The following is a 25,960-nucleotide window of genomic DNA, read 5'->3' as shown; positions in this document are numbered from 1 at the left end:
GTCAGGCCACCGAGACGGCTTGGGTTTCGATGCGCCGGACCTGGAGTTCCTCGGGCACCGGGAGGTCGTACATCGCGGCGGCGTTGAGGCCGAGGATCTTGCGTTTCTGGTCGGTGGTCAGTGGCGCGTACTCGGTCATGTCCTCGGGGATCTGGAAGTCGACGAACCGTTCGACCAGCCATTTCGGGGTCCAGAGCGCGTAGTCGCTGGAGAACTGGATGCGGTCTTCGTCGAGCCAGTAGAGGAGTTCGCCGATGATCTGGGCGAAGTAGCGCGGGCGGGTGTGGATGAAGGGCATCGCGACGGCGAGGCCTGCGTGGACGTTGGGTTCCTGGGTGGCGATCCAGCAGAAGTCTTCGAGCCGGGGGAGTCCGCAGTGTTCGACGACGAAGTTGAGGTCGGTGTAGTCGGTGGCGACCTTGTCGACGTCGGCGACGTCGAAGGCGTCGCGGTCGAGGGGGCGGATGGTGGGGCCCTTGTGGATGTGGATGTTGCGGATGCCGAGTTCGAGGCAGGTTTCCAGGTAGCGGCGGCACCAGGGGTCGTCGAGTTTGTAGCCGCGGGAGTCGTCCCGCCATTCCGCGGTGTAGAGCTTGACGCCTTTGAGGCCGAAGCGTTCGGCGTCGCGGCGGAGCTGGTCGAGACCTGCCTGTTCGAGGCGTGGGTCGAAGCAGTGGTTGTAGGTGAGTTTGTCGGGGTGTTGCTTGGTGAGGGCGAAGGCTTCTTCGGTCTGGCCGAAGCCGGTTTTGTAGAAGGCGCCGAGGTGGGCGGGCTGGAAGATGGCGTGGTCGACGTAGCCGTCTTCGAAGAGGTCCTTCATCAGGCGTTCGCCGCCGTAGTAGAGGTAGTCCTCGTAGGGCCAGAGCTCGGATTCGGGGCTGAGGTTGCGGTGGTAGTCGTAGAAGCAGTCGATGAACTGTTTGCCGTGGATGTTGGCCTGGTTCTCCGGCCGGGCGTCCCAGAGCGCGACGTGCGCGTCCACGATGAAGTAGCTCTCGCCGTCCTTGGTGTACATGGGTTTCCTCCGCGTTCGTGACCGCCGTTGGCACGTTGGGGGTGAACGGTAGGGGTGTCGGCGCAGGTCAGGGAGGCGCTCGGTGTCTCAGTTTGAGACACCGACGGTCCTGTGTGCCGGTGGCCGTGGACGTACGCTTGGCGGAAGTCCGAACGCACTGTGGCGTCCCGGGAGGTCGATGTGGAGAGCGCGAACGCGGTGATCGCGCCGCGGTTGCGGGCGTCTTGGCAGCGCAGCGCCCGGTACGGCGCGCCCGAGGACGAGGTGCGGCCGGTGTTCACCGGTTCGCTGGACACCGGTTCGCTGTTGTACGAGTGCGGCAACGAGGTGCTGCGGGGGTTGCAGGCGACGCTGGCGAACGAGCCGGTCAGCCTGATGATCACCGACAGTGAGGGGCTGGTGCTGAGCAGGTTGTGCACGGACGCGTCGATCGTGCGGTCGTTGGATCGGGTCCACCTGGCGCCGGGGTTCTACTTCGCGGAGAGCAACGCGGGGACGAACGGGCTGGGGTTGGCGCTGGCCGATCGCGCGCCGACGCTGGTGCGGGCGGCGGAGCACTACTGCACGGGTTTGCGGGGGTATACGTGTGCGGCGGTGCCGGTGCTGGATCCGTTGACCGGTGCGCTGGCCGGGAGTGTGAACCTGACGACGTGGTCGGATCAGTCTTCGGAGTTGCTGCTGGCGTTGGCGCAGGCTGCGGCCGGGAACACGGCGGCGTTGATGCTGGCGCGGGCGTCGGGGCGGACTCCGCGGCCGGCGCCGCGTGGTGAGGTGTTCCGGGTGCACTCCGACCGGTTCGATCCGGCTGATGCCCCGAGTCTGTCGCCGGGCTGGTCGGATGCGCTCGATGAGGTGCGTTCGGCGTTGAGCCGCGGGCGGGTGGCCGCTGTCGTCGGTGAGGCCGGGGCGGGGAAGACGGCGCTCGCGTCGGCCGCGCGGCGGGCGTTGCGGCCGAGGGATCGGGTGCTGAACGCGCGCCCGCCCGCGCCGGACGACGTCGACACGTGGCTGACGTTGTGGACTCCTGAGCTGGTCAAGGACGGGACGTGTGTGATCGTCTCGGGGGTGGACACGCTTCCGGCGTGGGCGGCCGCCGAGTTGGCCGGGTTGTTCGCCGAGGCTCGGCGGGAGGGGGAGCCGCCACCGTTCGTGCTCACCGCGGCGGACGCCGGTGCGCTTCCGGAGGCGTTGGCCCCGCTGGTGGAGGTCGTGGTCGAGGTGCCGCCGTTGCGGTTCCGGCCGGATGACGTGCTCCCGCTGGCGCATCATTTCGCGCGCCGTGACCGGGGTCGTGAGGTCGTGTTCACCCCGGCCGCGGTGCGGGCGCTGGCAGCCTGCGATTGGCCGGAGAACGCCAAGCAGCTGCGCCGGGTGGTGCGGGAGGCGGCGTCACGGTCGGACGTGGTCGACACGCAGCATCTGCCGGCGGAGGTGTTCTCCGGAGTGGGGCATCGGTTGAGCCGGTTGCAGGCGATGGAGCGGGACGAGATCGTGCGTTGTCTCGCCGAGCCGGGGTCCACTGTGGTCGGTGCGGCGGAGAAGCTCGGGATGGGCCGGGCGACGCTGTACCGGAAGATGAACCAGTACGGCATCACGGCGCGGCAGTTCCGGTCCGGGTCGTGAGTGGCGATTCGGGTTAGAACCCGAATCGCCACTCACGACCCCCGGTACCGACCACGCCTCCTTTGCACTGGCTCTCACTGGAGTGCGGCGAGCCTGGCGAAGCCGTCGGAGCCGTGGCCGGTGTCGATCGCTTGCTGTACTTGGGCTCGGGCCGCGGCGAGGACGCCGTTGTCGAGGCCTTGGGCGCGGATCGCGTCGAGGATGTGGTCCATGGTCGCCGCGGTGGCTTCGAGGGTGCCCGCGTCTCCGGCGTAGTTTTCGGCGGCGACTTGCCCGGCGAGCAGGTCGATCATGTCGGGGAAGAAGCCGAGCAGTGCTTTCGCGTGTGCGGCGATGTCGGTGGCGCCGATGTTCTCCGCTTTGGCGAGCGCGATCATATGGATCACGCCGCTCATGGCGGTCCAGAGCATGTCCTGCAGGGCCGCGTCGAACGCGGCGGCGCGGCCGGGTGAGTCGCCGACGTACTGGGCGTTCTCGCCGAGTGCGGCCAGTGTGGGGCGGTGTGTTTCGTAGACGTCGGCGGGTCCGCTGAAGAACAGGGCGGCGTTCGGGCCGCCGATCGCGTCGGTTGTCGCCATGATGACGCCGTCGAGGTAGTCGATGCCGTGTTCGGTGGCCCACGTCGCCATCACGCGGGCTTGCCGTGGTGATCCGCCGCTGAGGTTCACGAGCGTGCGGCCTTTGAGTGCGTCGGCGTCGAGGATCGACTGCGCCACGGCGTAGTCGCGCACGCAGACGATCACGAGCGGGCTTGCCGCGATCGCCTCCGCCGCGGTCGTGGTGATGGTGGCGTCGAGGCCGTTTTCCTTGCCAGGGGTGCGATTCCAGACGGTGGTGGGGTGGTCGGCGGCGGTGAACGCGGTGGCGAGGGCGTGTCCCATGGGGCCGAGTCCGAGGACGGTCACGGTGGTCATGGCGGCTAAGCTAAACCTTGACATTGACGTGAGAGTCAAGTCTGGAGTGCGGATGCGGATCGGGGAACTCGCGCGGCGGACCGGCGTCAGTGAGCGCGCGCTGCGGTACTACGAGGAGCAGGGTCTGCTCGCTCCGGAGCGGCGGCCGAGCGGTTATCGCGTGTACGGGGACGTCGACGTGGCGGCGGTGCGGCGGATCAGGATCCTGCTCGGGGCCGGGCTGAACACCGCGCAGATCCTGGAGATCCTGCCGTGCATCGTCGACGAGGACGGCTGGTTGACCCCGGATTGCCCCGAGCTGGTCGACGCCTTGCGGCAGCAGCGTGACCGGATCGACGCGGCGATCGGCGAGCTGGAGACCACCCGCGGGAATCTCGACACGATCATCGGCAGCGAAAAGGCGGCCGCGTCCCGGGGGACGCGGCCGCCTTCGTGAAGCGGATCAGGCTCAGATGAGGCCGAGCTTCTTCACCGCGTCGCGCTCTTCGGCCAGCTCGTTGACCGAAGCGTCGATGCGGGCGCGCGAGAAGTCGTCGATCTCCAGGCCTTGGACGATCTTGTACTCGCCGTTCGCGGCGGTGACCGGGAACGAGGAGATCAGGCCCTCCGGCACGCCGTAGGAGCCGTCGGACACGACCGCTGCCGAGGTCCAGTCACCCTCGGGGGTGCCGTTGACCCAGGTGTAGACGTGGTCGATCGCGGCGGAGGCGGCAGACGCCGCGGAGGACAGGCCGCGGGCCTCGATGATCGCCGCGCCGCGCTTGGCGACGGTCGGGATGAAGTCGTCGGCCAGCCACTGCTGGTCGGTGATGACCTCGGTCGCGGGCTTGCCGGACACCTCGGCGTGCGCGATCGACGGGTACTGGGTCGCGGAGTGGTTGCCCCAGATCGCGACCTTCTTCAGTTCGGTCACCGGCACGCCCAGCTTCTTCGACAGCTGCGCGAGGGCGCGGTTGTGGTCGAGGCGGGTCATCGCGGTGAAGCGGTCGGCCGGGACGTCGGGCGCGTGCGCCTGGGCGATGAGGGCGTTGGTGTTGGCCGGGTTGCCGACCACGAGGACCTTGATGTCGCTCGCCGCGCCGGCGTTGATGGCCTCACCCTGCGGCTTGAAGATGCCACCGTTGGCCTCGAGCAGGTCGCCGCGCTCCATGCCCTTGGCACGGGGACGGGCGCCGACCAGCAGGGCGACGTTCGCGCCCTCGAAGGCCTGCTTCGGGTCGTCGAAGATGTCGATGCCCGACAGCAGCGGGAACGCGCCGTCTTCGAGTTCCATCGCGGTGCCCTCAGCCGCCTTGACCGCCTGCGGGATCTCCAGGAGCCGCAGCTTCACCGGGGTGTCCGGGCCGAGCAGCTGACCGGACGCGATGCGGAAGAGCAGCGCGTAGCCGATCTGGCCGGCCGCACCGGTGACGGTGACGTTGACAGGGGCTTGGGTCATTGCGGTTCTCCAGCTTGAGGCGACATCGACTTGTACCGCGATGCTAGTCCTGTCCCGAGTCGCCGTTCGGGTGCGTCCAGTCACTGTTTTCTTGATCGATGCCGACGCCGGGTGATCAGGCCCACGCTCTCCGGGCGTCGAGGTGGTGGGTGGGTGGCCGCGGGCGCCGTCGCTGTCTCACCGGGATCGTCAACGCCGTACCCGCGAAAGCCTTTTTCATATCGTGCGAATCGAATGGTGTTTTCTGGTCCGAGTGGCGTTCTCGCGCGCTCCGGAAAACGGTTACAGGCCATAATGTCATTTCATGAACCGATTGCCGTTGCGAATTGCGTCCGATCGGCGGGCGGCATCGTGAAGATCGTTTCGCTAACATGAGTCCGCCCAGTTCCCCGCCCCGTGTGAAAGTTTTCGGGAAGGACCCCATGCTCAATGCAGTGGTTGCCGCCGTATCGCTTTTCTCGTCGATAATAACGCCGAACAGCATGTCGCCGCCGCCGGTACCCCCGCCCGACCGGGTCGTCATCGACGTGGTCACCGTGAATGGTTCCGGCTGCCCGCCGGGTTCGTCGGCGGTCGCCGTCGCCAGGGACAACAGTTCCTTCACGGTCACCTACAGCGAATACACCGCCCAGGTCGGCGTGGGCGCGAAGCCGACCGACTTCCGGAAGAACTGCCAGCTCAACCTCAATATCCACATTCCGCAGGGATTCACCTACGGCATCGCCAGCGCCGATTACCGCGGTTTCGCTTCGCTCGAATCCGGCGCCAGGGGGCTCCAGCGGGCGAATTACTACTTCCAGGGAAATTCGCCGACCGCGCAGGTGAGCCACCCCGTCAATGGGCCGTTGTCGGACAACTGGCAATTCCGTGACGAGGCCGAAGGTGGCGTCATCATCTACAAGCCGTGCGGTGAGGACCGGAATCTCAACGTGAACACGGAGCTGAGGGTCGGCGCGGGTTCGTCGGATCCGAAGAAGACCACCAGTTTCATCACGATGGATTCGACCGACGGCGCGTTCAAGACCACCTACCACTTCTCGTGGAAGACCTGCCCGGCCTCCTGACCGCTCCACCAGGGTGACGGCCTGCTTCCCGGTCCGGAAGAAGGCCGTCGACCCCTGCTTGTTCAGGACCTTGGCCGCTCTGAACGACGACTCCACAGCTCGTCGCCGGCCCTGCCCGGTGGCGAGTCTTCTCGACGACCCCATTTTCGGCGGTCACCCCTGTGTCCGGTGACCGAATCCGTTTTCGTCCCGATCGGCGGGCGGGCCGGGAAAGAACGTCTCGCTGACCTCGAATCCGCCCAGTTCCGCCGTGTGGAAGCTTTGGGAAGGATCCCATGCTCAACGTGCTGGTCGCTGCCGTGACCCTGTTGTCCTCGGTCGTCACGCCGAACGCCTGGGTGCCGCCTCCGTTGCCGTCCGACAAGATAGTCATCGACGTCGTGACGGTCAACGGAACCGGCTGCAGACCGGGTACCGCGGCTGTTTCCGTGTCTCCGGACAACACCGCGTTCACGGTGACCTACAGCGAGTACACCGCCCAGGTCGGTGTCGGTGCGAAGCCGACCGATCTGCGCAAGAACTGTCAGCTCAACCTCTATGTCCACGTGCCGCAGGGCTTCACCTACGGCATCGCGGGCACCGACTACCGCGGGTTCGCTTCGTTGGCCGCGGGAGCGACCGGGCTGGAGCGAGCCAACTACTACTTCCAGGGCAATTCCCCGACGTCCTTCGTGAACCACAGCCTGAAGGGCCCGTTCGAGGACAACTGGCAGTTCACCGACGAGATCGAAGTCGGCGCCATCGTCTACAAACCTTGTGGTGAGGACCGGAACTTCAACATCAACACGGAATTGCGGGCCGCGGTCGGCACTTCCGATCCGAAGAAGACCACCAGCTTCGTCACCATGGACTCGACCGACGGCGCCATCAAGACCACCTACCACTTCTCCTGGAAGTCCTGTCCCAAACCGAAGAACTGATCACGAGCCACGAGCTCTTATGTCGTGAAGGGCCCCTTTGAGACGATCATTGTCTCAAAGGGGCCCTTCACGACACCCCACGGACCGAGCATCCTCACGACTTCCCGGACGGCGCCGGATCGGTGGCCTCGACCCCGAACACGCGGCCCAGCGCGATCACCGTCTCGTCGAGATGTCCGAGACTGGTGAGTACCGAACGAGCCTGCGGATCGTCGATCCGGTCGGCCACCGGCGTGCCGTCGTCGCGGATCAGCGTGCCGCGGGCGAGTCCGCCCGGATCACCCATGGCCTTCCTCAGCACCGAGGTGTTCTCCCGGATCCGCCCGGTGTACAGCAGCAACCGATCCGCCTCGTTGAGCAGCAGCCCTGGCTGTGACCGCGCCGCGACGTGCCGGGCGCGGAAGGCGATGGTCTCCACCGTCGTGAGCACATGCCAGCCGTAGTCGCGGCGGCTGCTGAGATTCACCGGATGGGTGAGCGGCTCGATCGTCGTGCGGACCTTGTCCACCGCCCGGTCGAGATCGCGCGACTTCTCGATGACGCTCACGTTCTCGGCACCGGAGAGCAGGCCCGCGGCCTTCTCGACGAACTCGTCCAGCTCTTCCAGCAACGCCGAGACGTCGTCCAGCATCACCGCCCGCGTGCGCACCGGCACGATCACCACCGCCGCCAGGACTCCGGCCGCCGCGCCCACGGCGGTCTCCGCGACCCGGATCCACAGCACCTCGATGCTGAACGTGCCCAGCAGGCTGTACAGCAGCCCGAGCATGCTGGTGATGAAGAACGCCATGATCACCTGCGACACCCGCGCCATGTAGACCATGCCGAACACGCACACCAGGATCAGCGCCAGCGTCGCCGGCACACTGCCCGACACGAGCAGCGTCAGCACCAGCCCGCCGACGATCCCGATCAGCGTGCCGCCGAGCCGCCGGACGCCCTTGACGAAGGTCGCCCCCGCCGTGGACGAGCCGATGAACACCACGAAGACCGTCAACACCGCCCAGTACCACCGCTGGCTCGACACCAGCTCACCGCCGAGCACGGCGAGTCCGCCGCCCACCACGGCCTGGATGGCGCTGCGCGTCTGGTTGTCGTAGGCGAACGCCGCCGACTTCCCCTCGTCGGGATCTTCAGGGTCGTCGGCGGCATCGGAGACGTCGTGCTCGGCGACCCGCTGTGCCCGCACATCGGCCAGCGCGAGTTCGGCGAGCGCGCGGCGGACGCCGTCGCCGGGTGCGGCGTGTTCGTCGATCCGGCTGCCTTCCACCAGCATCTTGCTGAACTCTTCGGTCTCGCTGATCAGCGGCAGTTCACGGGGATCGCGTTCGATCAGCGACCGGAACCGCCGCATCCGTGCGATCAGATCGTCCCGGACGTCCTCGTCGAGATCTTCGGCACAGGTGCGCTGGACCGTGATCGTCAGCCATTGCACCGCCAGTTCGACCTCGATCGCCCGGCGGCGGAGCCGGTTCGCCGATTCCGCGCCGGTCACCTCCGGCGCGGTGTCCTCGATGAGCAGCACGGATTCGTGCATCCGGGCGTTCGTCCTGCGGAGCCGCTTGCGGGTGCGTTCGCTGCCGCCCACCGTGAGGTGATCCTCGGCCGCCCTCACCACCGCGGCGAGCCTGGCCCGGAACGCCCGCCGGATCCGGAGGAACTCCGCGTCGGTGTCCCTGCGCACCAGGACGAACCGGACCACCGCGTTGGCCGCGATCCCGATGGTCAGCGCCAGCAGCAGCGCCGGAACCTGCTTCAAATGCGTCTGCAGGAACATCGCGAAGAAGAACAGGAAGAACGACAGCGAGCCCAGTGCGATCCCGCGCGAACCGAACCGCTGGGCGTAGACCGCGACGAAGATCAGCAGCACGAACACGACGCTGTCCAGCGGCGGCACCGCCGATCCCACACTGGCCGCGGTGAGTGACGCCGCACCGAGCAGCAGTCCCAGTACCAGCGTCACCGCCTGCTTCCCGGGGGTCTCGTCGTTGACGGTGAAGGCGGAGGTCATCGCGGCGATGGCGGCGACGAGGGTGACCGTGAGCGGCTGGTGGAACGGCAGGATGGCCAGCACCGCGACGACGATGCTGAGGACGGCCGAGAAGCCGAGCCGGAGCCGGACCAGGCCGGGATCGGAGGCGACCAGACGGTCGGTCGTGGCCTGGGTGATGCGGGTGATCATCGGGCGAGCAGCTCTCCTTGGGCGAGGGTGACCCGCCGGGCGGTGGACGAGGTGACGCGAAGACGGTATCGGGCGTGTCGTGCCGGCTCGGCGAGGGCGAACGGCCGCGTCTGGCGGCGCCATCGGAACGTCTCGCCCTCACGCTGGTCCAGCAGCGTCCAGCGCTCGCCGTCGTCGGATCCCTCCAGCACCCACGAACGCGGATCACCCCGGCGGCTTCCCGAGGTCAGCGTGTACATGACGACGTCGCGAGAAGCGTCCTCGACGGGGAACTCGATGACGGGTTCTCGCCCGGGGAAGGTGATCTCGGTCTTGGTGGTGTCGTCGAACAGCGGTCCGTCGCCCGCCGTGATGTCCGTGAGCGGTCGCGGGTCGGCGGGCTCGACGGGGGAGCGGCCCCAGTCCGACGGCCGCTCGCCCATCGTGAACTCCAGTTTCGCGCCCTCGGCCAGCGCGGAATGCGGGAGCGTGGTGCTCTCGTGCGGCCGTCCGTCGATCGTCAGCCCTTGGACGTACACGGTGTCGTCGGTGTTGCCGGGCGCCTCGACGACCAGGTCCTTCCCGTTCTCGAGGTGGACGGTCGCCTTCGTGAACAGCGGCGCGCCGATCGCGTACTCGGGGCTGCCCATCGCCAGCGGGTAGAACCCGAGTGCGGCGAAGACGTACCAAGCGGACATCTCGCCGTTGTCCTCGTCGCCGGGGTAGCCCTGGCCGAGGTCGCTCCCGACATAGAGCCGCCGCAGGACCTCCCGCACGATCCGCTGCGTCTTCGGGGGCGCGCCCGCGTGGTTGTAGATCCAGGGAATGTGGTGCGAAGGCTGGTTGGAATGCCCGTACTGTCCCATCCGGACGTCGCGCGCCTCGGTCATCTCGTGGATCAGCCCACCGTAGGAACCCGGTTTGCGGCCGGTCTCCGGCGTCGCGAAGAACGTGTCCAGTTTGGACTCGAGTGCCTCCGCCCCGCCGTGCAGTGCCGCGAGGCCGGCGCCGTCGTGGGGTACGGAGAAGGCGGTGTTCCAGGAGTTCGTCTCGGTGAAGTCGCCGCCCCACGCTTCGGGGTCGTAGCCCTCGGCGGCGAAGTGGCGGCTGCCGTCCCGGTTGCGGCCCTGGAAGAACCCGATCAGGTGGTCGAAGTGGTTCGCGTACTGCTGCGAGCGCTGCCGGAAGTACGCGGCGTCGTCGTCGTGTCCGAGTGCCTCGGCGAAATTGGCCAGGCCGAAGTCGTTGACGCAGCCCTCCAGCGCCCACGACAGTCCCTCGTGGACCGACGTCGGCGTGAACCCGAGGAAGATCGACTCGTGCAGGCCCTTCCGGCCGACGCTCTGCCCGCGCGGCGTCACCGTCGCGTTCTTCAGTGCCGCTTCGTAGGCGGCCTCGACGTCGAATCCGCGCACGCCTTTGAGGTACGCGTCGGCGAACGCCACGTCGGAACTGGTGCCGGTCATGAGGTTGGCGTAGCCGGGGGAGGACCAGCGTGAGATCCAGCCGCCTTCGCGGTACTGCTGGACGAACCCGTCGATCATCCGCCCGCACCGGCCGGGGGTGAGCAGCGCGTACGCGGGCCAGGTGGTGCGGTAGGTGTCCCAGAAGCCGTTGTTGACGTACATCTCGCCGTCCACGACCTTCGCGCCGGTCCGGGTGCGCGTGCTGGGCCAGAGGCGGCGGACGACCGGGCTCGCGTGGCGGACGCCCTTCGGGGTGTCTTCGTGCGCGGAGTTCGGATACAGGAACAGGCGGTAGAGATTGGAGTAGAACGTCGTGCGCTGCTCCTCGGTCGCTCCCTCGATCTCGACCCGGTCCAGCACCTCGGCCCACCGCGCGCGGGCTTGATCGCGGACCTGCTCGAAGGTCGTTCCGGCGGGGATCTCCCGGTCGAGGTTCCGCTTGGCCTGCGCGAGGCTGATCAGCGACGTCGCGATCCGCATCGTCACCTCGCCGGCCGCGAACTCCAGGAACCCGGTCACCGTGCGCCACACCGGGCGCCGGATCCTCCCGCCGTTTTCGGCGTGGACGTCGAACTCGGCGTGGACGAACATCCGCCGCGCCCCGGCCGACAACCGGCTGCGCACCCAGGTGTGACCGGTGAGGACACCGTTCGCCGGGGCGAGCCGCAGCCCTCCCCGGTTGCGGGCGTTGTCGAACAGCAGCCAGCCGCGGTCACCCGGGAAGGTGAACCGGAACAGCGCCGCGTGATCCGCCGGGGCGATGTCGGTGGTGATCCCGTTGGCGAACCGGACACCGTAGTGATGCGGCCGGTCGATCTCGTCGTCGTGGGAGAACGCGAGCGCGCGGCGGGCCCGGTCGGACTCGACCGGGCCGATCCCCGGCATCACCTGGAAGGTGTGCCGGTCGCCCATCCACGGGCTCGGCTGATGCGACAGCGCGAACGCCTGCAGCGCGGGACGGTTCGCGGCGTCGTTGTGCCGGTGGTAGCTGTAGATCCAGTTGGTGGCGCTCGCGTCGGTGACCGGGGTCCAGAAGTTGAAGCCGTGCGGGACGGCGGTCGCGGGGAAGTTGTTGCCCCGCGAGAACTTGTCGCTGGAATGTGTGCCGCGGGTGGTGCGGACGTGGTCCACCGGCTCGCGGATCTCGATGACGCGGTCGGTGATCCGGACGTCGTCCACCCAGCCCGCGCTCTCGCCGTCCGGGGGTTCGCTGATCAGGACGATCCGGGCGATCCGTCGTCCGGCGAACTCACCCAGCCTGCGGCGCACGAGGTTCCACTGGTCCACGTACAGCGTCTTGTCCATGCCCTGCCCGGCGGCGGTGAACCCGGTGGACGTCCCGTCGGTGAACTCGACGTCCAGGGCCACGAAGGTGCCGCTGTAGTCCGTCCCGGCTCCGGGGAAGACCACATAGGACAGTTCGGTGTCGCCGGTGACCTCGATGTCCACTTCGAACAGGGTGGCGCGCAGCGTGTTCTCGTAGCGGAGGGCGTGCGCGCCGGTGAACCCGACGCCGGTCTTCGCGGTCGGTGACGACCGCGGCCCGGTGCCGACGCGCAAGGCCGGATCCACCGGCTGCGGATCACCCGTTTCGAAGGAGGAGAAGAACCCGGTGATCGTCACCAGGCCACCGTAACTCGCACGCGTGAGCCCGGCTCGGTGTGCCGCGTGCAGAGGACTACACGCGTGAGGAGAGGAACTCCTCGAAGGTGCCCGCGCCGGTCGCGTTCTCCGGGGTCAGGTTGCCGCCAGCCCGGAACGCCCGCGCCGCCTTGCCCGGCAGCCACAGCGGCACGATCGGCTTCCGGCGCCCCACCGACCGCTGGTACGCCTCCGCCAGGTCACGGGCGCTCCGCACCTCGGGACCACCCATATCCGGCACCCTTCCCGACGGCGCACCGGACGTCAGCTCGACCAGCCGGTCCGCGACGTCGCCGGTGCTGACCGGCTGGAACCGGAATCCCGACGGCATGACCGTCACCGGCAGCCGCCGCTGCGCCGACGACGCCCGCGCGACGAGCTCGTGGAACTGCGTCGCGCGCAGCACCGTCCACGGCAGACCGGACTCCTCGATCACCTTCTCCGAGGCCAGCTTCTCGTCGTAGTAGAAGAACCGGATCACGTCGATGCCGACGATCGAGATGTACACCAGATGCGGGCCGCCCGCGCGCCGCGCAGCCTCGACCAGGTTCCGGGTCACCAGCTCGTCCCCGCGACCCAGCGTCGACGCGCAATGGATGATCGCCGAGACACCGTCGACAGCCTCGGCGAGACCGGCACCGGTCTTCAGATCGCACCGCGCCCACTCGTTCGGTTCCGCCGCGGGACGCGGCCGCCGGCTCATGATCCGGACCGGCCGGTCTCCGGCGACCAGCCGCCGCACCACCTCACGGCCGAGGTCGCCGGTACCGCCGGTCACCAGAATCGGGTTCGTCACCTTGATCCTCCGTTCACGAGAGCTTCCACCCTCAAGAACCGGCCGGCCACCCGGAATGTGACAACTGCCCCGACAGGAACGTCAGTTTGTCCGGATTCCCGACCGCGCGGAGCCCCGAGATCCGGTCGTCCACCACCTCGAACCCGAGGACGCCGTACAGGACGTCACCGGCCGTCGCGACCACCGCCGGACCGCCGTTGACCTCGAGGATCTCGATCGACACCTGTCCGACGCCGGCGAACATCCCGGCGTACAACCGTGCGACCTTGGCCGCGCCGTGCACCGGACGCCGGGCGGCGGTGACGTTGCCGCCGCCGTCGGACCACGCCGTGACATCGGCGGTCAGCAAGCTCTCCAAAGCGGGCAGATCGCCGTCCCGCGCCGCCGACAGGAAGCTCTCGACGAGCTTCTCGAGGTGTCGCGGGTTCGGCGCCCGTCGCTCGTCCGACCGGTTCAAGGCCCGTCGCGCCCGGCTGTGCAGCTGACGTGAGTTGACCTCGGACACGTCGAGGATCTCGGCGATCTCACGATGGCTGTATGCGAAAGCCTCCTTCAACACGAACACCGCCCGCTCGACCGGGCTGAGCTGTTCCAGCAACACCAGCATCGCCAGCGACACCGAATCCCGCTGCTCCGCCGTCTCCAGCGGACCGAGCGCGTCATCCGACGTCAGGACCGGTTCGGGCAGCCACGGCCCGATATACCGCTCTCGCTGTGCCCTGGCCGAGGTCAGCCGGTTCAGGCAGAGGTTGGTGACCACTTTCGCCAGCCACGCCCGCGGCGACGCGATCGACCCGCGTTCGGCGCCCGCCCACTTCGGATAGGCGTCCTGAACGGCGTCTTCCGCCTCCGCCGCCGAACCGAGCAGGCGATAGGCGAGACCGAACATGGCAGGGCGCAGCCGCTCGAATTCTGTGGCGTTGTCCATCTTCCCCTACGAATCCCGCTGAATCCACTGTGGACGCCCAGGCGCGTGGGTCCCGCTCACCGGGAATTCCGTACCTGATCGGCGCTGACGTCGGCTGTGACTGTATCGGTACGAAGAGAACGTCTGCGTCACCACCGAGAGAGGGGTCTGGAGTGACGTCACGTTCGTCGCGTTCGCGTACCTCGTTGTGCGCCGCGACCGCCATCACAGTATTAGCGCTGGTCACAGCGCCCCAAGCCGGAGCGGCACCGGCACCGGGCGCCGTGCACACCACACCGGACAGATCCGGAAAGGACATCGATGTCCGCGACACGGCGAGAACCAGCCCGCGCGTCCTCGGCGCGCACGACCGGCTCTCGGCATCACGGGCGAATTCCGTCGCGAAGGCACGCGCCGAACTGGGCAACCAGGCCGTGCTCGACTACGACGAGCTGACCGGCACACCCCGCGTCCTCGCTCGCACCGACGGGTTCCTCACCGGACCGAGCGGGAAATCACCCCGCGACATCGTGCTGAACTACCTGCGGGAGAAAGAAGGCCTCGTCGGTCTCAGCGCGGGAGACACCGCGAAGCTGAACCTGCGCAAGGACTACGTCGACGTCGAAGGCACCCACCACCTGTCGTTCACCCAGTCCGTCGGCGGGGTTCCGGTGTTCGGCAACGGCTTGAAAGCGCACGTGGCCAAGGACGGCAGGCTGATCCAGCTGGACGGGGCGCCCGTACGTGATCTTCCCGCGTCGCTGGGCGTGGCCACGCTGGCCGCCCCCGCATCGGACTCCGAAAAGGTCGCTTTCCTGACCGGCGAGGGGCTCCGGCCCGCCTGGTACACGCTGGCCAAACCCGCCGTGGACAAGATGTTCCAGGAGGTGACCGACGCCGGCACCGGCAAGCTGCTCTACCGCAAGAACCTGGTGAACCACGCCAACGACGTCAACGACGCTGCCGGCGCCAAAGGCCTCGCCTGGGAAGCCCAGCCGGGCCCGCAGAAGCAGGTCGACCTGACCCAGAAGGGCTGGCTGCCCGCTGACGCCAAGACGCTGGACGGCAACGTCGCGCACGTCGCCGCCGACGTCAACGGCGACCTGAAATTCCAGCCGCAGGAGGAGATCGGGCCGAACACCGACGGCACCTACCGCTACCGGTTCACCGACTTCACCGGCGTCGTCGGCCCGCCGTGCTCGACGGCGAGGCCGTGTTCCTGGGACCCGAAGACGCCGGGCTCGTGGGCGAAGAACCGCGAACAGAACGCCGTGCAGGCACTGGCCTACGTCGGGAGCTTCCACGACCACCTCGCCTCCTTCCCGATCGGCTTCACCCGCGAGGCGGGCAACTTCGAGAAGGTCGACGGCGACGCCGTCCAGGTCCACACCCTGCTGGGCGCGCAGGAACCGGGCTACTACGACAACGCGTTCATGGGCACCCCGCCGGACGGGCAGCCGCCGACGATGGGGATGTTCCTGTTCCACGACCCCCGGGACCCCACCGACCCGTTCCTCGCGGCGAACTCCGCCGACGACGCCACGATCATCCACCACGAGTACGGCCACGGCCTGTCCAACCGGCTGGTCGTCGACGCGCAGGGCAACTCCACGCTGAACTCCTTCCAGTCCGGTGCGATGGGTGAGGCTTGGAGCGACTGGTACGCCTTCGACTACCTCGTCGGGCGTAACGCGATCAAGGACACCTCGGCGCCCGGTGAGCTCCTCGGCGGCGACTACGTGAGCAACGGCGTCCCCCTCGCCCGCACCCAGCCGCTGGACTGCCCGGTCGGCGCCGGTGCGCCACAGTGTCCCGGTACACCAGGGGCGGGGCCCGGCGGTTACACCTACGGCGACCTCGGCCGGATCGTCGGCTTCCCGGAGGTGCACGCCGACGGTGAGATCTGGGCGAGCGCGCTGTGGGATCTCCGCTCCGCGCTCGGTGTGCAGCTGACGCGGGCGCTGGTCACCCGCGCGATGGAGCTTTCGCCCGCGTCGCCGTCGTTCCTCGACATGCGGAACGCGATCCTGCAGGCCGACACAGTGATCAACGGCGGCCGCGCACACGCCGAACTGTGGAAGACCTTCGCCGCGCGCGGCATGGGCTACTTCGCCGCGTCGATCACCGGCGCCGACACCGCACCGGCCGAGGACTTCTCCACTCCGCCGCCCGCCGGTACCCCGACCGGGACCGTGACCGGCAAGGTCACCGAACGCGAAAGCGGTGCCCCGATCGGCGGCGTCGCCGTCCGGTTCAGCGGGCACGACTCCGGATTCGGCGGCTCGCTGTCCGCGGTCACCGACACCGGCGGCGGCTACACCATCTCCGGCGTGCTCCCCGGTACCTATCCGAAGGTCTACGCCTCCGGAGGCGGCGCCGACAGCGAGACCCGCGCGGTCTCGGTGCGCTCGGGGACCACCAAGGTCGACTGGTCACTGCGGTTCAACTGGGCATCCACCGACGCGGGTGCCGGTGTCACCGCGTTCAACGGCGAGGACTTCACGCCCTACGGCTGCGGTCCCGGTGACCTGGTGAAGTCGTCGGTGCTCGGCGGTGGTGGCTGGTCGACCGACAAGGTCGTCCGGGCCGACGGCACCGTCGAGACGCGATTCGTCACGATCAAACTCGGCAAACCGGTCAATGTCAGCGCCATCGAGATCGACCCGTCCAATGTCTGCGGCGACGACCCGCCCGCCGCGGCCAAGGACGTCACCGTCGAGACCTCGGTGGACGGCACGACGTGGGTGAAGGCGGGCACCGGCGACTTCAAACCCGCCGACCTGAACAAGCTCACCGCGCTCCAGCTCGCGCCGGGCAGCGCGACCGGGGTGCTGTTCGTGCGGCTGACCGTTTCGTCCAACCAGCTGTCGTTCTACCCGGGCAGGGCCTGCTCGCCGCAGCCCACGACGGCAGGCTGCCTGTACATGGACGTGCAGAAACTGGCGGTGCGGGGCGCTCCCGCCTGACACGCCCCGAGCGTGGAGGATTCAAGACGTTGAGCGTCCTGAATCCTCCACGCTCGACCCACTGCAGGCACTACCCCGGAAGATCTCAGCAGAAGACTTCGTCGAGCAGCTTGAGCAGCGCCGGGTTGGGGTCGCCCCCGGTCGGCGCGCTCGTGGCCGAGAGCTCCAGCCGCTTCTTGGTGTCCGGTGTGGTCAGCAGCTGCGAAGAGTAGCCGGGGATGCCGCCGCCGTGTCCCCACACCTTGCTGCCGCACGGCAGGGTTTGCACCTGAAGGCCGAGGCCGTACTCGGGGCTGACCGTGGTGGTCTTGCTGAGCTCCCGCTGTTGCGCGGGCTTGAGCAGCTTGCCGCTCGCGAGCGCCACGACGAACGTGTCCAGATCACGCGTGGTGGAGATGATCTCGCCGGCGGCCCACGCGACCGACGGGTTGATGCGGGTGACGTCGTTCGGCTTGCCCGCCACGGTCACGTAACCGTGGGCGTGCGGGCCCTTGATCTCGACGTTGTCGCCAGGGACCTCGGTGCCGTCGAGGTGCAACGGCTTCAGGATCCTCTGCTCGACCGCCTTCCCGTACGGCTTGCCGGTCAGCTTCTCCACCAGCAGACCCGCGACCACGTAGTTGGTGTTGGAGTAGCTCCACCGGGTGCCGGGGTCGAAGTCGAGTGGCTTGTCGGTGGCGATCTTGAGCAGCTGCTCTGGCGCCCAGTGTTTGTAGCGGATCTGCTCGAATTCGTCCGGGTCGAGCGGTAACGCGCTGGTGTAGTTGTAGAGGCCGCTCGTGTGCTGCAGGACCTGGCGGACCGTGATGCGGCCGTCGATCCGGCCGGGCAGGTAACGGACGACCGGCGCGTCCAGGTCGAGCTTGCCTTCGCCCGCGATCTGCAACAGCACTGTCGACACGAACGTCTTGGTGATGCTGCCGACGCGGAACCGGCCGTTCTCCGGCACCGGGCGATTCGAACCCAGCTCCGCCTTACCCGAGCGAGCGGTGAACCGCTGGACGCCGTCGGTCACCCTGGCCTGCACGCCGAGCGCTCCGTTCACGGTGATCTGGTCCAGTGCCTCCTGCACGACCGCGCGGTCGGCGCTGGTGTCGGCGAGCGCGGTACCCGTGGTGGCGATCAACCCGGCGACGGTGAGCGCGGCAACGAGCCGGGTTCTCAGCAAAGGTCGCAACGATTTTCTTTGCACCATAAGAAAAATCTCCCCTGTAAGCGCGAATGCTCTCCCCAGCCGACGCTAGCGTCCGGCGCTCCTTACCCGCAGTAGCGGGAAACACATCCCACTCGAACAGAGCAGCGATGGTAAGATCACGGTATCGGGGTAGAAATGTGCTGTCCGATCGGCACACGCACACGCGGTATCGAATGAACCGTCACTCCTTCCTAGTGAAGGAGTTTTTCTTTGCGTACCCACGTTCAAAGCCGGTCCTTGGTCGAAGCGTGGCCGGCGCTGGCCGGGCTCTCGGCCGTATTCCTGTTCGAGATGCTCGACAACTCGATCCTCAACGTCGCGTTGCCGACCATCGGCCGCGAACTCTCCGCCTCGACGACCACCCTGCAATGGGTGACCGGCGTGTATTCCGTCGTGTTCGGCGGGCTGATGCCTGCCTTCGGTGCGCTGGCCGACCGGATCGGACGGCGCAAGGTCATGCTCGCCGGGCTCGTACTGCTCGGCGTGGCGAGCCTGGCCACGATGTTCGTCACCGTCGCGTGGCAGCTCATCGCCGTCCGGGCCGTCATGGGTGTCGCGGCCGCGATGACGACACCGGGATCGCTCGCCCTCGCGTTCCGCCTGTTCGACGACGACGTGTTGCGCGTTCGCGCGACCACACTGATCTCGACCGTGGGCCTGGTCGGCCTCGCCATCGGCCCCACCGCCGGTGGCCTCGTGCTCGGTTTCGCGCCGTGGCAAGCATTGCTGCTGGTGAACGTGCCCGTCGCGGCGCTCGCGTTCCTCGGCATCCGGGCGGGTATCCCGGTCGATGACCCCGCCGGCCTGCACCGCGATCCGTTCGACCTCGCCGGCGCCGCGCTGGGGACCACGACGATCATCCTCACTCTTCTCACTCCCACGTTCTTCGTCGAAGCCGGCACCGCCTCCGCGCCGCCCTGGGGCGTCGCCGCGGCCGCGCTCGTCACCGGAACCTGCTTCGTCTTCCGCCAGAAGACCGCACGGCATCCACTGCTGGATCTGAAGCTCATCGCCCGGCCACTCGTCTCCAGCGGCCTGGCGCTCAAAGCCGCGGCCGGACTCGCGACCGCCGGCCTCAGCTACCTCGTGACGCTGCACCTGCAGTTCGGTCTCGGCTGGGCGCCCGCCCAAGCGGCGATCGGGATGCTGCCCCAGGTCGTCGTGCTGATCGCCGGCGGCACCCTCGTCACCCCGCTGATCACCCACGTCGGGCTCACCAAGACCGCCTGGCTCAGCGCCTGCGCGGTCGTGTGCGGGCTCGCCGTCTACACCGCGTTCGGCGGGCTCGGCTACGTCTGGATCGCCGTCGCTCTCGCCCTCGTCGCGGCGGGTATGCGCGTGGTCGGTGTCGTGGCGGGCACCAACGTGATGCGTGGCCTGCCGTCGAACCGGACCACCATCGGAGCCGCACTCGTCGACACCGCCGGCGAGGTCACCATCGGGATCGGCATCGCGCTCAGCGGCACCATCCTGGCGCTGGTCTTCCCCGGCGCGCTGACGACGGCTCGGCAATCGGCGGACTTCCAGCACGCGATCACCTACGCCGGTCTCGCACTCACCCTGCTTTCAGCGGCTCTCGTCGGCTTCGGCATCCTCCGCGGCCGCAAGTAGATGACGAATTGCGACACGCCCTAAGTACGTGAAGGCCCCCTTCACGGCGCTAGACGCAATGAAGGGGGCCTTCACGTACTTACCGGAGGACTACAGCTTCGCGCACTGCCCGGCGGCCGGGCCGCGGACGGTGTTCTGCAGGTCGTAGTCCGTCGGAGCGGGGGAGTTGGCCGCGCACGCCAGAGGTCCGCCGATCGTGCTCGCGGTCAGCACCGGCCCCTTGTTGCCCGTCAACGCCACCGGCCCGCCGATCTCGGTCAGTTCGATCGAGACCGGACCGGTCGCCCCGGAGATCGCCACCGGACCGTTCACCTTGGTCCGGTCCAGCACGATCTGCGCCGCACCGTTCGCGGTCAGCGGACCGGAGATCGTCCCGCCGCGGACGATCAGGCTCGCGCCCGCCGCCACCGACACCGGACCGGACACCGTCGCACCGTCCACACAGGTCACCCCGTCCCGCACGGTCAGCGGTCCCTTGCGCTCGCCCGTGATCGTCTGCGTGCACGCCGCGTCGGGTTTGCCCAGCACCTCGAACTCCGACAGCGACGCCTCCCCGCCCGTGGTCGCGGTGACCTCGAGCCGGTAGTGGGCGTAGTGCGCCGGGTTCGCGATCTTGAACGCCCTGGTCTGCTGACGCCACGAGAACGTCTGGTCGGTCCGCTGATCCGCGACCGCCCACGTCTTCCCGTCGTAGGAACCCTTCAGCACCCAGCTCTTCGCGTCGCCCGCGCCCTTGCCTGAAGTCAGCGTGTAGAACGAACCCGCCTCATTCGTCGAGGGCACCTGATACTGGATCGGCGCCTTCACCTTCGCCTCGGTCCGCGACGTGTTGTCGAAGAACGCAGCGTCCCCACCGGAGACCGGCTTGGTCAGATCGTGCACCGGCGTCGGCACCGCGTCGCCCTTGGTGATCGACTTCGGCGCGTCGTCCGGGCCGGTACCCCACGACGACGGGTTCGGGCCCATGTCGAAGTCGAGCGTCCCGCCTCCTCCGATCGCCGAATGCGCCAGCGACGTCGAGGTCTGCGGCTTGCCGTTCACCTTCAGACCCTGCACGTAGACGTTCTTAGCGCTGTTCTTCGGTGCGTTGACCACGATCTTCTTGCCGCCCGGCAGGTTCACGGTCGCCTTGGTGAACAGCGGCGAGCCGATCGCGTAGTCCGAGCTGCCGACCTGCAGCGGGTAGAAGCCCAGCATGCCGAACAGCCACCACGCCGACTGCTCACCGTTGTCCTCGTCACCGCCGTAGCCCTGGCCCAGCTCACTGCCGACATACAGCCGGGACAGCGCTTCGCGGACCTTCGCCTGCGTCTTCGACGGCTGCCCCGCGTAGTCGTACATGTAGAGCGTGTGGTGCGCGGCCTGGTTGGAATGCGCGTACATGCCCATCCGCACGTCCCGCGCCTCGGTCATCTCGTGGATGACCCCTGGGTAGGTGCCGAACTTGAGCCCCTGTTCGGGTTTGGCGAAGAACTCGTCCAATTTGGACGCCAGCCCCGCCTTGCCGCCGTAGAGGTTCGCCAGGCCCTGCCCGTCCTGCGGGACCGAGAACCGCATGCCGTACGCGTTGGTCTCGGTGTAGTCGATACCCCAGACCTCCGGGTCGAACTCCTCCTTGCTCCGGGTGAACTTGCCCGCCGCGTCACGGCCCTGGAAGAAGCCGACACTCGGGTCGAACACGTTCACGTACTGCGTGGCCCGCTCGGTGAAGTACCCGTAGTTGTCCAGGTACTCCTGCTTGCGCGGGTCGTTCGCCGGAGCCTCGTCGTAGAGCTTCTTCGACATGTTCGCGATCGCGTTGTCGTTGACGTAGCCCTCGATCGCCCACGAGAACCCGTGGTCCGCGGTGTTCGGCGCGTACCCGAGGAACGTGCCCTCGTCGATGCCCTTGCGGCCGACCGCGCCGTTCGGCGGGGTCACCGTGGCGTTCTTGATCGCCGAGTCGTAGGCCGACTGGACGTCGAAACCCTTGACTCCCTTCAGATAAGCGTCCGCGAAGGCAGCGTCCGAACTCGTCCCGGTCATCAGATCCGCGTAACCGGGGGAGGACCAGCGCGAGATCCAGCCACCGTCGCGGTACTGCTGCACGAAACCGTCCACCAGCTTGCCGGTGGTCTCCGGGCTGAGCAGCGAGTACGCCGACCACACCGTGCGATAGGTGTCCCAGAACCCGTTGTTGACGAAGAACTCGCCGTCGACCAGTTTCGCCCCGGTCTGCGTCGGAGTGTCCTGGCCGGTCTTCGGCGACACCGGGCTCGCGTACTTCTTCACCGGTTTCTCGACCGTGCCGACGTTCTCGAAGCCCGAGTTCGGGTACAGGAACAGGCGGTACAGGTTGGAGTACAGCGTGATCAGCTGATCCTTCGACGCGCCCTCGACCTCGACGACCTTGAGCTTCTCGTCCCACGCCTTCTGCGCGGTGTCGGCGACCGACTCGAGCGTCGCGTTCGGGGCGAGCTCCTGCTCCATGTTCTTCTTCGCCTGATCGACGCTGATCAGCGAGGTCGCGATCCGCATGTTCACCGTCTTGTCGGCACCCGCGTCGAACTTCAGATAGCCGAGGACGTTGTCCCGCTTCTGGTCACCCGAACCGGTCGACAGCTTCGAACCGGCGGTCACCGGCTTGTCGAAGGTGGCGTAGACGAACATCCGGGTCGCACCGGCGGACAGCCCGCTCTTCACGTCGCTGTACCCGGTGATCGCCCGGCCTGCCGGGTCGAGGGTGAGCCCGCCGTTGTTGTTGACGTTGTCGAAGATCAGGTTCGAGTCCGCGCCGGGGAACTTGAAGCGGTACAGCGCCGCGTGATCGGTCGGCGCCACCTCGGTCTTGATCCCGTTCTCGAAGTCGACGCCGTAGTAGTGCGCCCGCGCGGTCTCGTTCGAGTGCTTGAACGGCAGCTTCCGCGCCTCACGGTCGGGATTCGGCACCCCGGACGCGGTCGAGGGCAGGAACTGGAAGGTCTGCCGGTCCGCCATCCACGGACTCGGCGCGTGGCTCGCGGAGAACGCCTGCAGCGCCGGGAGGTTCTGCTCGTTGTTGCGCGAGTGATAGGAGTACATCCAGCTCAACGTGCCCGCGTCGGTCGTCGGGATCCAGAAGTTGAACCCGTGCGGCACGGCGGTCGCGGGCATGTTGTTGCCCCGCGAGAACGACCCGTTCGACAGCGAGCCGCGCGTGGTCAGCACGTTGTCGGACGGGCGAAGGCTCGCCGGCGGCGTCGGCGTCGCCGAGACCTTGATGTCGTCCAGCCAGCCCTGCAGCGAACCCGGCCCGTCGGCGTTGTCGTAGCCGACCAGGACCCGGTCGATCGTCTTGCCCTTCGCGACCACGCCGATCTGCGAGCGCACCAGATTCCACTGGTTGGTGTAGAGCACCTTGCTCGCGCCCTGGCCCTGCGGCGAGAGCCCGAAACCGTACTGGTCGACCGCGCCGAGCTGGCTCAGGTACGTGCCGTCGGTGAACGCCAGGTCCACCGCGACGTTCGTGCTCGGGTACTTGAGGTCGCCGCGGATGAACTCCGGCTGCACCTTGTACGACAGCTCCGAGGTCGCCGCCACCGGGATGTCGACGTCGAAGATCTTGTTGTACGACCAGCCGTGCCCCTGCGCCTTGTGGCTGCCGGAGTAGCGGAACGCCCGCAGGCCGGTGAAGCCCACCCGGTTCTTGCTGGTGTAGCCGCTGCCCGGACCGCTGTCGGCGAAGCTGCGCATGTTCGGCAGCGCCGGCGGGGCCGGGTCCTCGTTGGCCAGCAGCAGCTCCGAAAGCTGCATGATCGGGCCGCCGTTGTTCTTGGTGACATCGAGCCGGAAGTACTTGTACGCGGCACTCCCGGCCGCGAGGCGGTACTCCTTCGTCTGGAACGGCTCGCTGAACTTCTGCCCGGTCTGCTTGTCCAGCTCGGTCCAGGTCCGGCCGTCGGCGGAACCCTGCAGCGTCCAGTCCTGCGGGTTGCGGTTGTCGAAGTCGTTCGCCGAGGACAGCGCGTACCGCGTGATCGACGTCGGCTCGGACAGCGTGACCTGCGCCCAGCCGGTCGGCGTCCAGGCCAGCCACTTGGTGTCGGTCGAGCCGTCGACGAGGTTCGAAACCCCCTCGTTGGGGGTGTTCTCGCTGTTGGCGGAGGTCTCGGTGACCTTGCCGCGGATGTCACCGGGGATGGTGGTGGCGTTCGCGCCGTCGACGCCGAAGGCCTTCGGCTTGCCCGACGGGTCGATGTCGACGGTGTCGCTCCACGTCGGCTCCGGTTCACCCCGCTCGAACGAGGAGTAGAAGTCCGGTGGGGCCTCTTCGGCCGCGGCGGTGGCGGGGAGGGCTACCAGCCCGGACGCCACGACCGTGGCACTCAGAAGGCTGCAGACCCAAGGTCTGACGCTTCGGGGCATCGTTGCACCAATGCTTTCTCGCAGGGGGACCGGTGACGCCAAGAGAGAAAAACTCGGTTGTGACATCGATGTCAAGACACCCGGACAAACCTGACCCGAAGTGGACAACCCGGATGTCTCCAAACCTGGTGGACAACGGACGGGAGCGGGGCCAGGGTGAATGAGCCAACTGAAGCCGATCCGGAAACTGGGGTGGGGAAATGCGGCGGTTGTCCATGCTCGGCGTGGCAGCGCTCGTCACGGCGGGCTCGATACTCACGGCTCCGGCGGCCACCGCCGGCGAAACGACCTTCCGCCCGGTGCGCACCTGCGCCGATCTCGTGCGGACCTACGACCTTCCCGGCGCGGTCACGCACGTCAAGACCGCGACCGTGGTGCCGGCGACGGCGACCGAACCGGAGAACTGCGACGTCCGCGGCTACGTCGAACCGGCGGTGCGGTTCCAGCTCCGGCTGCCGACCAAGACCTACGCGGGCCGGTACCTGCAGTTCGGCTGCGGCGGGTTCTGCGGCGTGGTCAACACGCCGCCGTTCGCCGACTGCGGCCTCCCGCACGGCGGTGACGTCGCGGTCGCGGCCACCGACGACGGTCATGTCGGCAAGACCCCTTCGGTGGTCGACGACGGCAAGTGGGCCGAGAACGACCAGGCCGCCCGTGACGACTTCGCATTCCGTGCGCCGCACGTGGTCTCGAAGGCGTCCAAGCGACTGATCGCGGCGTTCTACGGCGCTCCGCCGAAGAAGTCCTACTTCAGCGGCTGCTCCGACGGCGGCCGCGAGGCGCTCCTGCTGGCCCAGCGCTACCCTCACGACTTCGACGGCATCGTCGCCGGCGCGCCCGCCGGATACTGGGGCCCGCTGCTCGGCGTCTACCAGACCTGGCTCGCGAAGGTGAACACCGGTGCCGACGGCAAGCCGATCCTGACCGCCGACAAACTCCCGGCCCTGCACGCCGCCGCACTGTCCACATGCGACAAGTCCGACGGCCTCGGCGACGGTGCCATCGACGACCCGCGCACCTGCCGCTTCGACCCGGCCACCATCGCCTGCCCGCCGGGCACCGACAACGCAGGCTGCCTCACCGCGGCACAGGTCCAGGCGACCAAGAAGATCTACGCGCCGCCGACCGACGAACGCGGCCGCAAGCTGTACCCGGGCGGCCAGACCGTCGGCTCCGAGCTCTCCTGGTACGGCTGGATCATCCCGTCACCGGAAACCGGCGGCGTCCCCTTCGCGCAGGCGCTCGCCGACAACTACCTGAAGTACATGGCCTACCCGATCGGGACACCGCATTCGTCCGTCGAGAAATTCGCCTTCACCGCACGCGAATTCGACCGGCTGACCCCGGAAGGCATCCGCTCCAACGCGATGTCGACGGACCTGCGCGAATTCCGCCGTGCGGGCGGGAAACTCGTGATCTGGCACGGCTGGGCCGACCAGGCGATCCCCGCCGCGGGCAGCATCGACTACTACCAGCGGCTCACCCGCGCCAACGGCGGCCCCGCGGCGACGCAGAGCTGGGCGCGGCTGTTCATGGTGCCCGGCCTGTACCACTGCGCGACCGGCGACAAGCTGACCGAGTACGACCCGCTGAAGGAACTGGTGTCCTGGGTCGAACGCGGCACCGCACCGGACCGCACCATCGCCACCGGCCGCGACGCGGACGGCAAGGTCTTCCGCACCCGGCCGGTGTTCCCGTACCCGCTGCAGGCCAAGTACGACGGCACCGGAAGCGTCGACGACGCCGCGAACTTCGTGCCGGTCCCGCCATCGCGGCCTTCGCAGGACATCGTGCACTGGGCCGGGAACGACCTGTACGGGAAGGCGGGTCCTGTCGCTCCTTAGCAGTCCCAGCAGCCGC

The 25,960-nt window shown here is 68.0% G+C and carries 16 protein-coding genes; 7 read left to right on the top strand and 9 right to left on the bottom strand.

The annotated features are described in order from the left end of the window. Position 1 precedes the first annotated feature (1 nt). On the bottom strand, positions 2-1,015 hold the full coding sequence (locus tag DL991_RS29820) for an amidohydrolase family protein (protein ID WP_125787681.1): 1,014 nt from the start codon (positions 1,013-1,015) through the stop codon (positions 2-4). A 180-nt stretch (positions 1,016-1,195) separates the two neighbouring features. Between DL991_RS29820 and DL991_RS29815 the strand changes: the two genes are divergently transcribed. Then, a complete protein-coding gene (locus tag DL991_RS29815) occupies positions 1,196-2,638 on the top strand; it encodes a helix-turn-helix domain-containing protein (RefSeq protein WP_199754139.1) in 1,443 nt (480 codons plus the stop codon). Positions 2,639-2,712: 74 nt separating this feature from the next. Here DL991_RS29815 and DL991_RS29810 read toward each other — a convergent pair whose 3' ends face one another. Beyond that, entirely contained in the window at positions 2,713-3,552 is an 840-nt protein-coding gene (locus DL991_RS29810; RefSeq protein ID WP_125787680.1) for an NAD(P)-dependent oxidoreductase, read from the bottom strand. A gap of 52 nt (positions 3,553-3,604) precedes the next feature. Between DL991_RS29810 and DL991_RS29805 the strand changes: the two genes are divergently transcribed. Beyond that, the gene (locus DL991_RS29805; protein ID WP_125787679.1) at positions 3,605-3,988 is read left to right on the top strand and encodes a MerR family transcriptional regulator; all 384 of its coding nucleotides are present in this window, start codon (positions 3,605-3,607) and stop codon (positions 3,986-3,988) included. A 12-nt stretch (positions 3,989-4,000) separates the two neighbouring features. Here the strand turns inward: DL991_RS29805 and DL991_RS29800 are convergent, their stop codons facing one another. Continuing rightward, positions 4,001-4,990 carry a malate dehydrogenase gene (locus tag DL991_RS29800; RefSeq protein WP_125787678.1) on the bottom strand — a complete coding sequence of 330 codons (990 nt, stop codon included), beginning with the start codon at positions 4,988-4,990 and terminating at the stop codon, positions 4,001-4,003. A 422-nt stretch (positions 4,991-5,412) separates the two neighbouring features. Between DL991_RS29800 and DL991_RS29790 the strand changes: the two genes are divergently transcribed. Both DL991_RS29790 and DL991_RS29785 read left to right on the top strand, forming a co-directional pair. Continuing rightward, on the top strand, positions 5,413-6,054 hold the full coding sequence (locus DL991_RS29790; RefSeq protein ID WP_199746782.1) for a DUF4360 domain-containing protein: 642 nt from the start codon (positions 5,413-5,415) through the stop codon (positions 6,052-6,054). 275 nt (positions 6,055-6,329) lie between these two features. Continuing rightward, positions 6,330-6,974, top strand: coding sequence for a DUF4360 domain-containing protein (locus DL991_RS29785; protein WP_125787677.1), 645 nt, complete (start codon positions 6,330-6,332; stop codon positions 6,972-6,974). 94 nt (positions 6,975-7,068) lie between these two features. Here DL991_RS29785 and DL991_RS29780 read toward each other — a convergent pair whose 3' ends face one another. Genes DL991_RS29780 through DL991_RS29765 form a run of 4 tightly spaced genes read right to left on the bottom strand, consistent with a single transcriptional unit; the run spans position 7,069 to position 13,966 of the window. Beyond that, positions 7,069-9,156, bottom strand: coding sequence for an FUSC family protein (locus DL991_RS29780; protein ID WP_125787676.1), 2,088 nt, complete (start codon positions 9,154-9,156; stop codon positions 7,069-7,071). Continuing rightward, the gene (locus tag DL991_RS29775) at positions 9,153-12,224 is read right to left on the bottom strand and encodes a GH92 family glycosyl hydrolase (protein ID WP_125787675.1); all 3,072 of its coding nucleotides are present in this window, start codon (positions 12,222-12,224) and stop codon (positions 9,153-9,155) included. The genes DL991_RS29780 and DL991_RS29775 overlap by 4 nt, the downstream gene beginning before the upstream one ends. 55 nt (positions 12,225-12,279) lie before the next feature. Further along, positions 12,280-13,038 carry an SDR family oxidoreductase gene (locus DL991_RS29770; protein WP_125787674.1) on the bottom strand — a complete coding sequence of 253 codons (759 nt, stop codon included), beginning with the start codon at positions 13,036-13,038 and terminating at the stop codon, positions 12,280-12,282. A gap of 31 nt (positions 13,039-13,069) precedes the next feature. Further along, a complete protein-coding gene (locus DL991_RS29765) occupies positions 13,070-13,966 on the bottom strand; it encodes an RNA polymerase sigma-70 factor (protein ID WP_125787673.1) in 897 nt (298 codons plus the stop codon). A 152-nt stretch (positions 13,967-14,118) separates the two neighbouring features. Here DL991_RS29765 and DL991_RS29760 point away from each other — a divergent pair, with 152 nt between their 5' ends. Next, the gene (locus tag DL991_RS29760; RefSeq protein WP_125787672.1) at positions 14,119-16,911 is read left to right on the top strand and encodes a M36 family metallopeptidase; all 2,793 of its coding nucleotides are present in this window, start codon (positions 14,119-14,121) and stop codon (positions 16,909-16,911) included. Positions 16,912-16,996: 85 nt separating this feature from the next. Here the strand turns inward: DL991_RS29760 and DL991_RS29755 are convergent, their stop codons facing one another. Further along, positions 16,997-18,106, bottom strand: coding sequence for a serine hydrolase (locus DL991_RS29755; RefSeq protein WP_125787671.1), 1,110 nt, complete (start codon positions 18,104-18,106; stop codon positions 16,997-16,999). Between the two features lie 210 nt (positions 18,107-18,316). Here DL991_RS29755 and DL991_RS29750 point away from each other — a divergent pair, with 210 nt between their 5' ends. Further along, positions 18,317-19,717, top strand: coding sequence for an MFS transporter (locus DL991_RS29750; RefSeq protein ID WP_125787670.1), 1,401 nt, complete (start codon positions 18,317-18,319; stop codon positions 19,715-19,717). 90 nt (positions 19,718-19,807) lie between these two features. Here DL991_RS29750 and DL991_RS29745 read toward each other — a convergent pair whose 3' ends face one another. Then, positions 19,808-24,100: a GH92 family glycosyl hydrolase gene (locus DL991_RS29745; RefSeq protein ID WP_125787669.1), complete on the bottom strand. Its 4,293-nt coding sequence runs from the start codon at positions 24,098-24,100 to the stop codon at positions 19,808-19,810. Positions 24,101-24,315: 215 nt separating this feature from the next. Between DL991_RS29745 and DL991_RS29740 the strand changes: the two genes are divergently transcribed. Continuing rightward, positions 24,316-25,944, top strand: a complete 1,629-nt coding sequence (locus tag DL991_RS29740; protein ID WP_125787703.1) for a tannase/feruloyl esterase family alpha/beta hydrolase — start codon at positions 24,316-24,318, stop codon at positions 25,942-25,944. Positions 25,945-25,960 lie beyond the last annotated feature (16 nt).

The sequence above is a fragment of the Amycolatopsis sp. WAC 01375 genome, from assembly GCF_003947325.1.
Lineage (GTDB): Bacteria > Actinomycetota > Actinomycetes > Mycobacteriales > Pseudonocardiaceae > Amycolatopsis.
The sequence above is the reverse complement of the archived record's forward strand: the minus strand, read 5'-3'. Positions and strand labels throughout refer to the sequence as shown.